Below are 14,033 nucleotides of genomic sequence, written 5' to 3'. Positions count from 1 at the left end.
ATGAGGAGTGCATCGTCGAAGGTGAGCGAACCACCGTTAACTACTTGCGGCGCATAGAACGCGTCGCCGGATGCTCGTTACGCGTCATCGAGTCGGCCGTGCCATAGAGGCCTTCACGGCGAGCAATACGGGTGGTTCGTTGCGCGGTGACAGGGCTGGTGATCATGGCAAAAAGCACGAGCAAGATAAGGATGCCCAGGTCCCCGCGTTCTGCCACGCTGAAGTCCTCCGAGCCCGTCACCTTGATGAGCGCACCCAGAATGGTGAAGATAAGCCCGGTGGTTTGCGGCTTGGAAATGGCATGCACGCGCGCCATGGTGTCACTAAATCGTGCAACGCCAATGGCAGCGGCCAGAATGAGGATAGAGCCGACCAGGATGAGGATGATCGAGAGGACATCGGAAATCAGTGCGTAACTCATGAATCCCTCTTCCTAAATCGGGTGACAGACACCGTGGAGATAAAACCCAACAGCGCAACGACGAGCATGGCGTTGGACACCGTCGTGTCCAGTGTCCAGCAAATATAGGTAGCCATGGCGCATTGGAACATGGCCACAAATCCGTCCATGGCAACGAGCCGGTCCAGCGAATTAGGGCCGACGACGATGCGCCACGTCGTGATGAGGAAGGCCACCACGAGGAAGCCGGCAGCCACCGTGAGCAGGATTTCATAAAGACCCGTATCCATCAGGCGTGGCTCCTTTCAAAAATGGCGATCAGGTCCGCCTCCAGCTTGCGCACCGCAGCGATTTCGCGTTCGAGGTGGCCTTCGGAGTCGGCGTTGAGCAGGTGGATGGTGAGCATGCGGTTAGCAATGTCGATATCGGACACCGTCCCGCCCGGCTGCAGGTTGTAGAGGCTTACAGCCAGCGAGAGCACAAACTCATTCTCCACGCGCATAGGTAGTTTCACAATGGCGGTCTTGGGCACGGGCTGCGGGCGCACAGCTAGCCAGCCCACCCTGATGGAGGCCTCGAGCAGATCGACGAACCAGCCGGCGGCAAAGACAATGAGCTTGCCCCAGCTCACTGAAATTCCCTCGACGGGCATGGCCGGCAGCGGCAGCGCCAGCACGATGAACAGGCCCACCAGTAACCCACCGACGAGGTTCGCTACGGTCACCTCGCCCATCAGCAGACACCACATGACCACAATCCACACCACGAACCAGGGACGGAAGCGGTGCTTGAAACCCGAGAGTCTCATCGTGCGACCTCCTCTTCAGCAGCGCCTACGGAGGTAGGCAGGGGAGCCGTCGCGCTTGCCGACGTCTCCCGTGTCGGCTCCGCCGGCTTTCGCTCCGGTAGGGGCTCGCTACGGTTCTTCAACGAGTCTGCACCGCCGTCGTAGCGGTCCTTTGGATCGAGGTGGCGGGTGGGGTTTTCAAAGGAATCACCCAGTACCGCATAGCGGTAGATGGAATCATCCTGCGCCGACGTGGCCGCACGCGTGGTCACGCCCGAAATTGGGCCCGCCAGGAAGGTCATGGACACCGAGGCGATAACCAGCAGGCAGGTGGAGGCCAGCATGCCGAAGGGCACACGGCCAACGTCATCGCGTTCCTTGAGCTCGACGTACTCGGTGACCTCGCTCAGTGGGGAGGGGCGCACCATAGCCAGGTGGCCTTCCGGAGCATCAGCGCGGTCACGCAGGAAGCCCTTGGCCCACACCAGCACCATGACGTAGAGGGTCAACAGCGACGTGAGAATTGCGCCGCCAATAAGCACCCAGGAGAGCCAGGAACCTTCGTTCGCGCCGGCCTCCAACAGCATGATCTTGCCCAAGAAGCCAGAGAACGGCGGTATGCCACCGAGGTTGATCGCCGGAATGAAGTACAAAATGGCGATGAGCGGTGCGCTGTAGATAAGCGAGCCCAGTCGGCGCAGCGAGGAGGTTCCGGCCTGGCGCTCAATGAGGCCAACGACGAGGAAAAGTGTGGTTTGCACCAGAATGTGGTGCACGGCGTAGAAGATGGCGCCGGACAGGCCCTGCGCAGTGCCGAGGGCCACGCCGAAGACCATGTAGCCGATGTGGCTGACCAGGGTAAAGGACAGCAAACGCTTGATGTCGGATTGGGCAATGGCGCCAAAGATGCCGACGAGCATGGTGGCCAGCGCGACCCACATGAGCAGGGTGTCGAGCCCACCACCGGTAAAGATGGAGGTACGCGCACGGATAATGGAGTAAACACCGACCTTGGTGAGGAGGCCCGCAAACACTGCGGTGACCAGCGACGGTGCGGTGGGGTAGGAGTCCGGCAGCCACGCATCCAGCGGGAAGATGGCCGCCTTAATGCCAAAAGCGATGAGCAGTACGGAGAATACCGCGGTGCGCGTTCCCTCAGGGATGTCTTCCATGCGGATGCCGATCTGCGCCATGTTCATCGTTCCCACCGTGGCGTAGACATAGGCTAAGGCCAGCACAAAGATGAGCGAGGAAGCCATGGACACCATGACGTAGCCCACGCCTGCGCGCACACGGGCCGCGGAAGCTCCCAGCGTGAGCAGCACATAGGAGGCCACGAGGAAAATCTCGAAGCCCACGTAGAGGTTGAACAAGTCGCCTGCCAGGAAAGACACGTTCACGCCCATGGTGAGCAGCATGTAGGTCGGCAGAAAGACCGCCACCGGCTCGTCCTTCGTGCCATCGCGCACACCCTGTGAAATGGCGTACCACATCACGGAGAAAAGAACGACGGAGGAGGTAAACAACATGACCGTGGATAAACGGTCTGCCACCAGCGTGATACCCACGGGGGCATCCCAACCGCCCACCTGCAAAGTCTGGATACCGGTCGTGTCCGCGATGAAAATCAACACGGCATTGACGGCAGCCAAGGTGAGGAGGGAGAAGAACGCGACGCGGCGTTGAGCATTAACGCTACGGGAGCACAAGATGGCAAGGACGGCCGCGAAGGCCGGGATGATAATCGGCAGCGGAATGAGGTAGCTGACATACGGCAGTAGCGCGTGCACAGCGGAAGCGATGGACTCAGTCATCATTCGCCTCCTTTACCGGCTCCTCAAAGACCTGGGGGCCAAATCTATCGCCTTCCTTGGTGGCGCGGCCCGTGGCTGGGTCATTGGAGGCGTCATGGTCCGGCGCTGCGGACGCATTACCCGGGCGCGAAGCCATTGCCGCAATAGCGGTGTCCTCAGCGTCATCCTCAATAACGTCCGCACTGCGGTAACGGTATTGGCGGTAAGCCAAGGTGAGGATGAAACCGGTCAGCGCCATGGAAATCACAATGGCGGTGAGGATCATGCCTTGCGCCAGCGGGTCGGCGATTTGCTCGCCGTAGGGGCGGGAAGTGCGGCCGTCGATAGGCGGCGAGCCCGCCTGGCCACCGGCCATGAGCATGAAGAGGTTGGCGCCGTTGCCCAGCAGCAAGATGCCAAGCAGCATCTTGGTCATCGCGCGGTCCAACAAGAGGTAGACCCCGGCCCCGCAGAGCACGCCTGCGGCCAGCAGAAGCATCAAATTGGCATCCATCAGGCGTGTCCTTTCTCTTTCTCCTTCGTGCGGCGGGCCAGGGACCGAGCGCGGTCGCGGGCTCGCTGCTTACGCATCTCTTCTTCCTCATCGAGCTTCGCGCCCAGCGACGTCAGAGTGCATAGCGCGAGGCCCACGACGATGAGGTAGACGCCGGCGTCGAAAATCAGCGCCGAGGGCAGCGACACATCGCCGATCAGCGGGATAGGCAGCTTTGTATAGGCCGTGGTTAGTGGCGGATGGCCGAAGAACATCGGGGTTACCACCGCGCCGAGAGAAAGCAGCAGACCTACTGCCATGGTGCGGCCGCCATCGAGCGGCAGCGCTTCCTCGAGCTCTGCACGGCCGCCCGCCAGGTAGCGCAGGATCAGCGCCAGCGCCGCGACAAGGCCGCCAGCAAATCCACCGCCAGGGGCGTTGTGGCCGCTGAAGAAGAAGTAGAGAGACAGCACCATCATGGAGGGGAAGAGCAAGCGAGTGCTGACATCTACCATGAGGGAACGGTTGAGGGCCTTCTCCGATTCCACGCCCGCGGCCAGCCACCGGCGGCCCGTCACTCGGAGGGTGGGGCGGCGGGAAGCACGCGCAAAGCTTTGGGTTCGGAAGACCAGCGAGGAAATACCTGTCGTGGCGATGATGAGCACGGTGATTTCGCCGAAGGTATCCCACGCACGCAAGTCCACGAGCAACACGTTGACGGTATTAGCGCCGTGGCCAATTTCCTTGGCTAGATCTGGCATGTATTGCGAAATGGGTTCCTCGCGGCGGGCGTTGACAGCGAACATGCCCACGACGGTCACCGTCAGGCCCACGCCTACGGCGAGCCAGGCGCGCAGGCGCCCAATCTTGGGGTCCTGCTTCCATTCGGTATTGGAGGGCATGCGGCGCAGCACCAGCATGAAGAACACCATGATGATGGTCTCCACGAGCAGCTGGGTGAGAGCCAGATCCGGTGCGCCATGGAGGGCAAAAATGAAGGACAGCGCGTAGCCGGTCACGCCGACGACAATGACGCCAGAGAGGCGGTTATCCAGAACCGTTGCGCCCACTGCAGCGATGATAATGATGGCCGCAGCGATGGCCTGCCAGGGGTTTTCCGCCACGATCATATGGACGTTGGTGAGGTCACCGCGGATCAACATGATAATGGGCAAGACCATGAGGGTGGCAAAGATGACCGTCAGGTTGAACTGCAGCGAACCGCGCTGCGTCGAGGCAGTGGTGCGCAGCGAGAGCTGGCGCAGGGAGTTGATGACGTTGTCATAAGCCTTGTCCGCCGAACCCAGCGCCGGGTAGGTGAACTGCGCCTTGGCCAGCGCACGGCGCTGCCAGTGCAGCACCACACCGGCGACGATGATGACAGCCGACAGCAGCAAGGTGATAGTCCAGCCATGCCACAGCGCGAGGTGGGAGGCTTCCTCCGCGCCATAGGTGTTGTCGAGGTGCTGCGTGATGCCGTGGGAAAGCGGCGTGGGTAGCAGACCAAAGAAGATGGTGAGCAGCGTCAGCGCGGCCGGTGGGATCCACAGGAAAGGGCCCACCGGGTGCATGGCGGCAACGGCTTCAGAAGGCTCCTCCTGCCCCTTGGAGGCGAAGGCACCCCAGAGGAAGCGCAGTGCATAGGCCATGGTTAGTGCAGAACCCGCGACGACGGCCACGAGAAGCATATTGCGTGGCATGCCGACGAGCAGGTCCTCGCCCATAATCGCCTCGAGCGTGGCCTCCTTGGACACGAAGCCCAGCAGTGGCGGGACACCCGCCATGGACATAGCGGGAATGATGGCGAGGAGGTACAGGAATGGTTGCTTCTTGCCCAGCCCTGCGAGCTTGTCGATGTCCCTCGTTCCCGACGCATGGTCAATCGCACCCACGATCATGAAGAGCGCGGCCTTGAACAGCGAGTGCGCGAAGGTCAGCGCAAGGCCCGCCTGCATGGCTTCACGGGAGCCGATGGCGATGATGGTCGTGATAAAGCCCAGCTGGGAGACCGTTCCATAGGCCAAGATGAGCTTAAGGTCGCGCTGCTTGAGCGCCATCCAGCCGCCGAGCAGCATGGTGAAAGCTCCCAAAGGCAGCACCACGAGGTGCCACGTGGAAATGTCGTGCACCGACGGAGCCAAGCGCGCCACGAGGTAGATACCGGCCTTGACCATGGCAGCGGAGTGCAGGTAGGCCGAGACCGGCGTCGGGGCAGCCATAGCGCCTGGTAGCCAGAAGTGCGCTGGGGCGATAGCGGATTTCGACAGCGCACCGCACAGAATAAGCACGATAGCCACCGTGAGGTACGGCGTGTTCGCCAACTGATCGGTGGACGCAATGGCGGTGAAGGACCAGGCACCGGTCTGCCGGCCCAGCAGAATAATGCCCACGAGCATGGTGAGGCCGCCGAGGGCGGTGACCATCAGGGCCTGCTGAGCGGCACGACGCGAGGAGGCGCGCTCGCCGTAGTAGCTCACCAGGAGGAAGGAGAGCAGCGAGGTGATTTCCCAGAAGACGTAGAGCAACAGGAAGTTATCGGAAATCACCAGGCCATACATGGCCGTGGCAAAGCCCACCATCTGCCCACCAAAGAGCGCAAGACGCCGACGCGAATGGTCGAAATACCCCCAGCAATAGATGAGCACTAAGGCGCCCACGCCGAGGACAATGAGGCTGAACAGCGCAGAGAGCGCGTCCATGCGGAAGCTGATATCGAGGTGCGCGGCGGGCATCCATACGGCATCGAAGGCGAGCTGATGGCCGTCACGCAGTGTGCCGTCGGTGAGTTGTTGCAGCACCCACAAGAACCCGACGGCGGGCACAATCGCGAGAAGACCGAAGGCCCTCCGGCCGAGGTAAAGGATGAGAAAGGGAGCGGCGATGGTGGTGAAAACCAGGGCGCTAAAGAGAGTGAGCACGGTTGTTGCGGGGGCGTCCTTTCCAAGTTTGGGACGGGGCTAAACCCACCGCAATGGCAGGCATTGACTAGTGCTCACCCTACAGATTGGGGCTTAAATTTTCACACTTTTCTTTTCACGCAGTGCCTAGGCGAAGCGCTGGAGGAAAAGTGCTTCGGCGATGGCAATCTTCTCAATCTCAGTCGGATCTACCGACTCGTTGGCGGAGTGGATGGTGCACTGCGGCTCCTCGACGCCAAAGAGAGCAATCTCCGCGTTCGGGTGCTTCTCCTGCAGTTCCACGGTCAGCGGGATGGAGCCACCCATGCCCTGGGTGATGGTCTCGGAACCGTAGGCCTCACCCAGACACTCGCCGAGCAGCGCGACGGTGGGCTTGGTCGGGTCGGTTTCAAAGCCCAGGTTGGCCTCGAGGATGGTGACCTCGATGTGCGCGCCCCACGGCACGTGCTTCTTCAGGTGCTCGGCCACGGCTTCCGCGGTGGCGCGGGGATCCATGGTGGCCGGGGTACGCAGGTTGATGTTGGCCTCCGCGATGGCCGGCACGGCATTGACGGCCTCGGCAACCGGGGTGGAGGTAAAGCCCGTGATGGTCACCGCTGGGCGAGCCCAAATCATGTCCGCGATGGCGGTCGCACCTGCCGGGTCCTTCGCGCCCATGATCTCGGTGCCCTCGAGCATCTGCGCATCAGCGCGGAAGTTCTCCTCGCTGTAGGCCGCGTCCTGGCCCTGGCCCTGGGCCAGCGGCCAAGTCCCCTCACAATCGACGCCGTCGATAGTCGTGCGGCCGTACTCATCCGTCAGGGAATCCAGCGTGCGCATAAGTGCCTTGACAGCATCCGGTGCTGCGCCGCCGAACTGGCCGGAGTGCACCGCGGAGCTGAGGGTGGAGACCTTCACGTTGATCTGGGAACCGCCGCGCAGTGAGGTCGTCAGCGTCGGCACGCCGACCTTGGCGTTGCCAGCATCAGCGATGAGGATGGCGTCGGCAGCAAAGAGCTCCGGGCGTTCCTCGATGAGCGCAGACAGGCCCTCGCCGCCGCGCTCCTCTGAGCCCTCGATAAGGACGGTGAGGTTGAGGTCGGTTCCGCCGGCAGCATCCAGCGCACGCAGGGCCGCCAGGTGCATGGCCACATTGCCCTTGCAGTCAGCAGCGCCGCGGCCATACCAGCGGCCATCGCGCTCAGTCAGGGTGAAAGGATCGGAGTCCCATGCCTCCGGATTTCCCGCCGGCACCACGTCATAGTGCGAGTACAGCAGGACGGTCTTCGCTCCTTCCGCGCCCTTGCGCTTGGCGACGATTGCCGTGGAACCATCTGCAGTAGTGATGGATTCGGTGGTGAAGGAGGCGTCGGCAAGCGCAGCAGAAACCCACTCCGCCGCCTTCGCGGTCTGATCCTCCAGACCTGGTTCGTTGTGGACGGAATTAAAGGAGACGAGCTCGCTGAGCTGACGGAAGATGGTATCGCGGTCAGTGGTGACAAAATCAGAAATCGTGGTCATGCTCTACAACCTACTCGCATCCCGGAATCGGTCTATCGACAAGTAGGGAGTACTATATTCAAGGTTCTATAAACTATTCCTTAGAAAGGACCTGACATGGCGACGACCACCGCCGAAGGTTCCCAATCTGCGCTCCGCGAGCTGACACTTCGCGGCATCGTTATCGGTGGACTCATCACTCTGATCTTTACTGCCGCCAACGTGTACCTCGGCCTCAAGGTGGGCCTGACGTTTGCCACGTCGATTCCTGCGGCCGTGATTTCTATGGCGGTTCTGCGCCGCTTTGCCGGCCACAACGTCAAAGAGAACAACATCGTGCAGACCATTGCGTCGGCGGCAGGTACGCTCTCTGCCATCATTTTCGTTCTGCCTGGCCTAGTCATGGTGGGCTATTGGCAGGGTTTCTCCTTCGTCGATACCGCGGCAGTCTGTGCCATCGGTGGTGTCCTCGGCGTCATGTACTCCATTCCGCTGCGCCGCGCGCTGGTGACCGGTTCTGACCTGCCGTATCCGGAAGGCGTGGCCGCGGCTGAGGTCCTCAAGGTGGGCGATAGCACCGGTGCCGAAGGTGAGGCCGCGCACGAGGAAAACACAAAGGGTCTGCACGTCATCCTCTTCGGCGGCATTCTGTCCGCAGTCATGGCGCTCCTTGCCGCGATGAAGGCCGCAGCATCTCAGGTAGCTGCCTACTTCAAGCTGGGCTCAGGTGCCACAACGCTTGGTTCCTCCCTGTCCCTCGCACTCATTGGTGTGGGCCACCTCGTGGGCCTTGCGGTGGGTATCGCCATGCTCGTCGGTGTGGTGATCTCCTATATCTTCCTGCTGCCCATCTTCACCGGTGGGGAGGCCCTGGGTGACCCGGCTACCCTTATGGAGACCGTCGACACGGTCTTCTCCGGCAAGATTCGCTTCGTTGGTGTGGGCACCATGGCCATTGCCGCCATCTGGACGCTCCTCAAGATTGCCGGGCCGATTGCCAAGGGCATGGCCGAGTCTTTCGCTTCCTCCCGCAACCGCAAGGAAGGCCAGCAGGTGGCCGTGGAAGAGCAAGATATTCCGGCTCCGTATGTCATTGGCACCATTCTCGTTCTCATGGTGCCGATTGCGCTGCTGCTGTGGAACTTCGTTCGCGGCACCGATATTCACGACCACATGGCCGTTCTCATCACGGTCTCCGTTCTTTTCACCTTGCTCGTGGGTCTCGTCATTGCCTCGGTCTGTGGCTACATGGCGGGTCTTATCGGTGCGTCGAACTCGCCGATTTCCTCCATCGGCATCATCGCGGTGATCGTCGCCGCCCTCATCATTGCGGCCGTGACCCGCGGAACGGATGCTCAACCGCTGTCGCTCGTGGCCTACACGTTGTTTACCGCGGCCATCGTCTTCGGTATCGCGACCATTTCTAATGACAACCTCCAGGACCTCAAGACCGGTCAGCTCGTCGGCGCTACTCCATGGAAGCAGCAGGTAGCGCTCATCATCGGTGTTCTCTTCGGTTCCTTAGTGATTCCGCCAATTCTGCAGATCATGCTCACCGGTTTCGGTTTCCAAGGCATGGAAGGCGCCGGTGAAGACGCCCTTGCGGCACCGCAGGCAGCGCTCATGTCCTCGGTGGCCTCCGGTATCTTCGATAACTCCTTGCCGTGGAACCTCATTGGGTTGGGCGCCGCCATTGGTGCGGTCGTCATCATCATCGATGAGTGCCTGCGCCACTTCACCGACAAGTACTCCTTGTCCCCGCTCGCGGTGGGCATGGGTATGTACCTGCCGGCCGCCATCACCATCGTGGTGCCGATTGGCGCTTTCCTGGGCTACTTCTACAACCGTTGGGCCGCGCGTCAGTCCAGCTCGGACTTTGCCAAGCGCATGGGAATTCTTCTGGCTACTGGTCTGATTGTCGGCGAGTCCCTGTTCGGTGTGGTCAACGCGGGCCTTATTGCGGCGTCCGCAGGCGATTCCCCGCTCGAGATCTTCTCCGGCGGCACGGCCGCCAACATCATCGGCGTCCTCCTCTTTATTGGTGCTATCGCGGCGGCATATAAGTGGACGGCGAAGAAGGCTTCTTAATCTAACGGGCGATTCGGAACATCACGGGCGGTGCGGAAGCACCGCCCGTTCGCTTATAGCGTTCGTGTTGAACCTTGCAGTCGGTGGGGGAGAGTGCCAGAATGGTCGCTAGCACTTCCACTTCGCAAGTGCCAGAAATAAACCGAGTCATCTATGTGGTTGGGGCTGGAGAACACTCGCCAGCCGTGCCGTCGCGGGCGTCCGTCATAGATCAGACGTGAGTGTCGTCCTCAACAAAGCTTAAGGAGCACAAACACATGGCAAAGATCATTGCCTTCGATGAAGAGGCACGTCGCGGCCTTGAGCGTGGTCTCAACACGCTTGCCGACGCCGTCAAGGTTACCCTCGGCCCGAAGGGCCGCAACGTCGTCCTGGAGAAGTCCTGGGGCGCCCCGACCATTACCAATGACGGTGTCTCCATCGCGCGCGAGATCGAGCTCGAGGACCCGTACGAGAAGATCGGCGCTGAGCTGGTCAAGGAAGTAGCCAAAAAGACTGATGACGTCGCCGGTGACGGTACCACCACCGCTACCGTTCTGGCCCAGGCGCTGGTCCGCGAGGGCCTGCGCAACGTGGCCGCTGGCTCCAACCCGATGGGCATCAAGCGTGGCATCGAGACTGCGACCAAGAAGGTTGTGGACTCCCTGCTCTCCTCCGCCAAGGAAGTAGAGACCCAGGAAGAGATTGCCACCACCGCAGGTATCTCCGCCGCTGACCCGGCTATCGGCGAGAAGATCGCAGAGGCCATGTACACCGTGGGCAACGGCTCCGTGAACAAGGATTCCGTTATCACCGTTGAGGAGTCCAACACCTTCGGCGTGGACCTTGAGGTCACTGAAGGTATGCGCTTCGACAAGGGCTACATCTCCGGCTACTTCGCTACCGACATGGAGCGCCAGGAGGCTGTCCTGGAAGACCCGTACATCCTGCTGGTCTCCTCCAAGATCTCCAACATCAAGGACCTCGTCCCGCTGCTGGAGAAGGTCATGCAGACCGGCAAGCCGCTGCTCATCATCGCCGAGGATGTCGAGGGTGAGGCTCTGTCCACCCTCGTGGTCAACAAGATTCGTGGCACCTTCAAGTCCGTTGCCGTGAAGGCTCCGGGCTTCGGTGACCGCCGCAAGGCCACCCTGCAGGACATGGCCATCCTTACCGGCGGCCAGGTCATCTCCGAAGAGGTCGGCCTCTCCCTCGAGACCGCCGAGATCGAGTACCTGGGCCAGGCCCGCAAGGTCGTTGTCACCAAGGATGAGACCACCATCGTTCAGGGGGCGGGCTCCCAGGAGCAGATCGACGGCCGCATTAAGCAGATTCGTGCCGAGATCGAGAACTCCGACTCCGACTACGACCGTGAGAAGCTGCAGGAGCGCCTGGCCAAGCTCGCCGGCGGCGTTGCAGTCCTTAAGGTGGGCGCTGCTACCGAGGTGGAGCTTAAGGAGCGCAAGCACCGCATCGAGGATGCCGTGCGCAACGCTAAGGCTGCTGTGGAGGAGGGCATCGTCGCCGGCGGTGGCGTGGCTCTGCTGCAGGCAGCCGAGGTTCTGGATTCCCTCTCCGACCTCACCGGTGATGAGGCCACCGGTGTCAAGATTGTCCGCGAGGCACTCTCCGCTCCGCTGAAGCAGATTGCTCAGAACGCTGGTCTGGAGCCGGGCGTTGTCGCCGACAAGGTTGCATCCCTGCCGGCTGGTCAGGGCCTCAACGCTGCTACTGGCGAGTACGTAGACCTTATGGCCGCTGGCATTAATGACCCAGTCAAGGTCACCCGCTCTGCTCTGCAGAACGCTGCGTCCATCGCTGCTCTGTTCCTGACCACCGAGGCGGTTGTGGCTGATAAGCCGGAGCCGGCTGGTGCAGGCGCTGGCATGCCGGACGCTGACGCAATGGGCGGCATGGGCTTCTAGTCCCTCACTCCCCGGGTTGAGGTGCTTGGCGGCCCCAGCCCATAACAAAAAGAACGCTCCCCGCGCTTCTGTGTGGGGAGCGTTCTCTGCGTTGAGACCGTATCGTGCCCTAATCTAACCCCGTTTAGGGGTAAATTAGCTTTGGCTCCTAAAAAATTTTCCGGTCATTTTCGAGACCTTCGGCACCTATGAATCGCTCCCTGAGTGCTCCGTGTTACGTGTCTGAGAAAACTTTTACTTCTCCGGGCTTTCGGGAGCGGCGTTTTCCCAGCTGGTAGGGTTTGCGCAGGTAAAGTGAACAAAGGGTTAATTTGTAGTAGCTGACGACTATAAGTGCGGGGCGTCAGTTCAGTGAGAAAAATAACGATCCAATCCATTTGCAATGTGGGGAAGCTATGCCAAAATAGTTTCCTGTGACGCCCGCTGAGGGTGTCTGCAAACCGCAAACCCCTCCGGGCAATTTCTCTACCCGGACTTCACAAGAGGAGACCACAATGGATCTTTCTTTCATCGGCGACCAGCTCGGCAACTTCGCTGACTTTGCTGAGGGCATCAAGAAGCTCTTCGGCGGCTTCGCTAAGGCCTTCGACATCATCGCTGGTGCCGTCAACAGCGATGAGTACCAGATCGAGCCGTCTCTGGACTCTACCGATAAGCTGATGGGCCTGAACTCTCTGTCCTCCGCTTCCGAAGCTTCTGAGTAAGCTGCAGGCGCTTTAGGGCGCACTTAAAAACTCATACACTTTCACTTTCAAGGAGATTCACAATGGAACTGCTTTCCTCCACCGGTATCCTCGGCGACATCCTGGGCGTCCTGTACAACCTCGGCGACATGGCCAAGGGCGCTTCCAAGCTGATCGGCCTGCTCTAAGCAGCACGCTGTTCATACAGAGCTAAGCGTTAAACCCCGCTCCCCACGATGGGCGAGCGGGGTTCCTCATGTTTTGACCGCCCCGGGGGCTAGAACGACGCGGTACGTTTTCGCAAAAAGTGGCCTAGAATCTCGAAAATTTAGTGCTTCGGCGCGAAAACGTACCGTGTGGGGTGGCAGCTGAGTACGGATCGATCAATTAAGGCCCTGCACATTCGAGTTTCCGGGGCACTATTTGTCAGAAGCGTACTTGTTGCGGTGGGATACGCCGGGCGAGGCGAAGCTGATGGCGCTGTTGTTTCGGGAGTGGGGGTAAATGGGGTCGCCGGGAAAGGTTTACTCAGCCAGATGTCTGGTTCATAGATAGAATTATGAGCATGGCTGACATTAAAGACGACGAACTCCCCGAGATCGACCTCGCACAGACCGACGGCTACGTCGTTGACGACTCTGATGAAGACGATCCTGCGCTGATCATGCCGGATGGCTCGCCTGTTGAGACCTGGCGTGAGAACTACCCGTACGAGGAGCGCATGACGCGCGACGAGTATGAGACGATTAAGCGCGCCCTGCAGATCGAGCTGCTGAAATGGCAGAACTGGACCAAGGAAACTGGTCAGCGCCACATCATTATCTTTGAGGGTCGCGACGCTGCCGGTAAGGGCGGCACCATCAAGCGATTCAACGAGCACCTTAATCCGCGTGGTGCCCGCACCGTCGCACTGGAGAAGCCCTCCCCGCGTGAGTCCACCTCGTGGTACTTCCAGCGCTACATTCAGCACTTCCCGTCCGGCGGCGAAATCGTCTTCTTCGACCGCTCCTGGTACAACCGCTCCGGCGTTGAGCGCGTCATGGGCTTCTGCACCGAGTCCCAGCACGCAGAGTTCCTCCGCGAGGTTCCCATGCTGGAGAACATGCTTCTGGGCTCTGGCATCTCCTTGACCAAGCTGTGGTTCTCTGTGACCAGGAAGGAGCAGCGCACCCGTTTCGCTATTCGTCAGATTGACCCGGTACGCCAGTGGAAGCTGTCCCCGATGGACCTTGCCTCCCTAGACAAGTGGGATGACTACACCCGCGCGAAGGAAGAGCAGTTCCGTTACACGGATACTGATGAGTCCCCGTGGATCACCATCAAGTCGAACGACAAGAAGCGTGCCCGCATCAACGCTATGCGTTATGTGCTCTCCAAGTTCGAGTACACCAACAAGGATCACGAGCTGGTGGGTCAAGTCGATGACAAGATTGTGAAGCGCGGTCGCGACCAGATTGGTGACTAGTCACTGTGCACTGACCGCTCAGT

General features: G+C 60.6%; 11 protein-coding genes. 4 read left to right on the top strand and 7 right to left on the bottom strand.

All coding sequences use genetic code 11. The features are described from left to right. Window positions 1–40 precede the first annotated feature (40 nt). The 7 genes from I6J26_RS04580 to I6J26_RS04550 all read right to left on the bottom strand — a co-directional run bounded on the left by I6J26_RS04580 (window position 41) and on the right by I6J26_RS04550 (window position 7,891). Entirely contained in the window at window positions 41–421 is a 381-nt protein-coding gene (locus I6J26_RS04580) for a monovalent cation/H(+) antiporter subunit G (RefSeq protein ID WP_115023706.1), read from the bottom strand. Then, on the bottom strand, window positions 418–690 hold the full coding sequence (locus tag I6J26_RS04575; protein WP_039676832.1) for a monovalent cation/H+ antiporter complex subunit F: 273 nt from the start codon (window positions 688–690) through the stop codon (window positions 418–420). Before I6J26_RS04575 ends, I6J26_RS04580 begins: the two co-directional genes overlap by 4 nt. After that, a complete protein-coding gene (locus I6J26_RS04570) occupies window positions 690–1,208 on the bottom strand; it encodes a Na+/H+ antiporter subunit E (protein WP_115023704.1) in 519 nt (172 codons plus the stop codon). Before I6J26_RS04570 ends, I6J26_RS04575 begins: the two co-directional genes overlap by 1 nt. After that, complete coding sequence (locus I6J26_RS04565; protein WP_115023702.1) at window positions 1,205–3,001, bottom strand: Na+/H+ antiporter subunit D; 1,797 nt, start codon at window positions 2,999–3,001, stop codon at window positions 1,205–1,207. The genes I6J26_RS04570 and I6J26_RS04565 overlap by 4 nt, the downstream gene beginning before the upstream one ends. After that, window positions 2,994–3,494, bottom strand: coding sequence for a Na(+)/H(+) antiporter subunit C (locus I6J26_RS04560; RefSeq protein ID WP_115023700.1), 501 nt, complete (start codon window positions 3,492–3,494; stop codon window positions 2,994–2,996). Before I6J26_RS04560 ends, I6J26_RS04565 begins: the two co-directional genes overlap by 8 nt. Beyond that, the gene (locus I6J26_RS04555; RefSeq protein ID WP_115023699.1) at window positions 3,494–6,391 is read right to left on the bottom strand and encodes a Na+/H+ antiporter subunit A; all 2,898 of its coding nucleotides are present in this window, start codon (window positions 6,389–6,391) and stop codon (window positions 3,494–3,496) included. Before I6J26_RS04555 ends, I6J26_RS04560 begins: the two co-directional genes overlap by 1 nt. A 126-nt stretch (window positions 6,392–6,517) precedes the next feature. Then, window positions 6,518–7,891 carry a dipeptidase gene (locus tag I6J26_RS04550; protein WP_115023697.1) on the bottom strand — a complete coding sequence of 458 codons (1,374 nt, stop codon included), beginning with the start codon at window positions 7,889–7,891 and terminating at the stop codon, window positions 6,518–6,520. Window positions 7,892–7,987: 96 nt separating this feature from the next. Between I6J26_RS04550 and I6J26_RS04545 the strand changes: the two genes are divergently transcribed. The 4 genes from I6J26_RS04545 to ppk2 all read left to right on the top strand — a co-directional run bounded on the left by I6J26_RS04545 (window position 7,988) and on the right by ppk2 (window position 14,010). Beyond that, entirely contained in the window at window positions 7,988–9,958 is a 1,971-nt protein-coding gene (locus tag I6J26_RS04545) for an OPT family oligopeptide transporter (RefSeq protein WP_115023694.1), read from the top strand. A gap of 257 nt (window positions 9,959–10,215) precedes the next feature. Continuing rightward, the gene (gene groL, locus I6J26_RS04540; RefSeq protein ID WP_115023692.1) at window positions 10,216–11,862 is read left to right on the top strand and encodes a chaperonin GroEL; all 1,647 of its coding nucleotides are present in this window, start codon (window positions 10,216–10,218) and stop codon (window positions 11,860–11,862) included. Window positions 11,863–12,356: 494 nt separating this feature from the next. Further along, on the top strand, window positions 12,357–12,566 hold the full coding sequence (locus tag I6J26_RS04535) for a PorH family porin (protein ID WP_115023690.1): 210 nt from the start codon (window positions 12,357–12,359) through the stop codon (window positions 12,564–12,566). Between the two features lie 544 nt (window positions 12,567–13,110). Then, window positions 13,111–14,010 (top strand): polyphosphate kinase 2, encoded by a 900-nt coding sequence (gene ppk2 / locus I6J26_RS04530; protein WP_115023687.1) that lies wholly within the window; start codon window positions 13,111–13,113, stop codon window positions 14,008–14,010. The last annotated feature ends 23 nt before the right edge of the window (window positions 14,011–14,033 follow it).

Origin of the sequence: Corynebacterium minutissimum, from assembly GCF_016889765.1 — a bacterium.
Classification (GTDB): Bacteria; Actinomycetota; Actinomycetes; order Mycobacteriales; family Mycobacteriaceae; genus Corynebacterium; species Corynebacterium minutissimum_B.
This window is presented reverse-complemented; position numbering and strand designations above follow the sequence as displayed.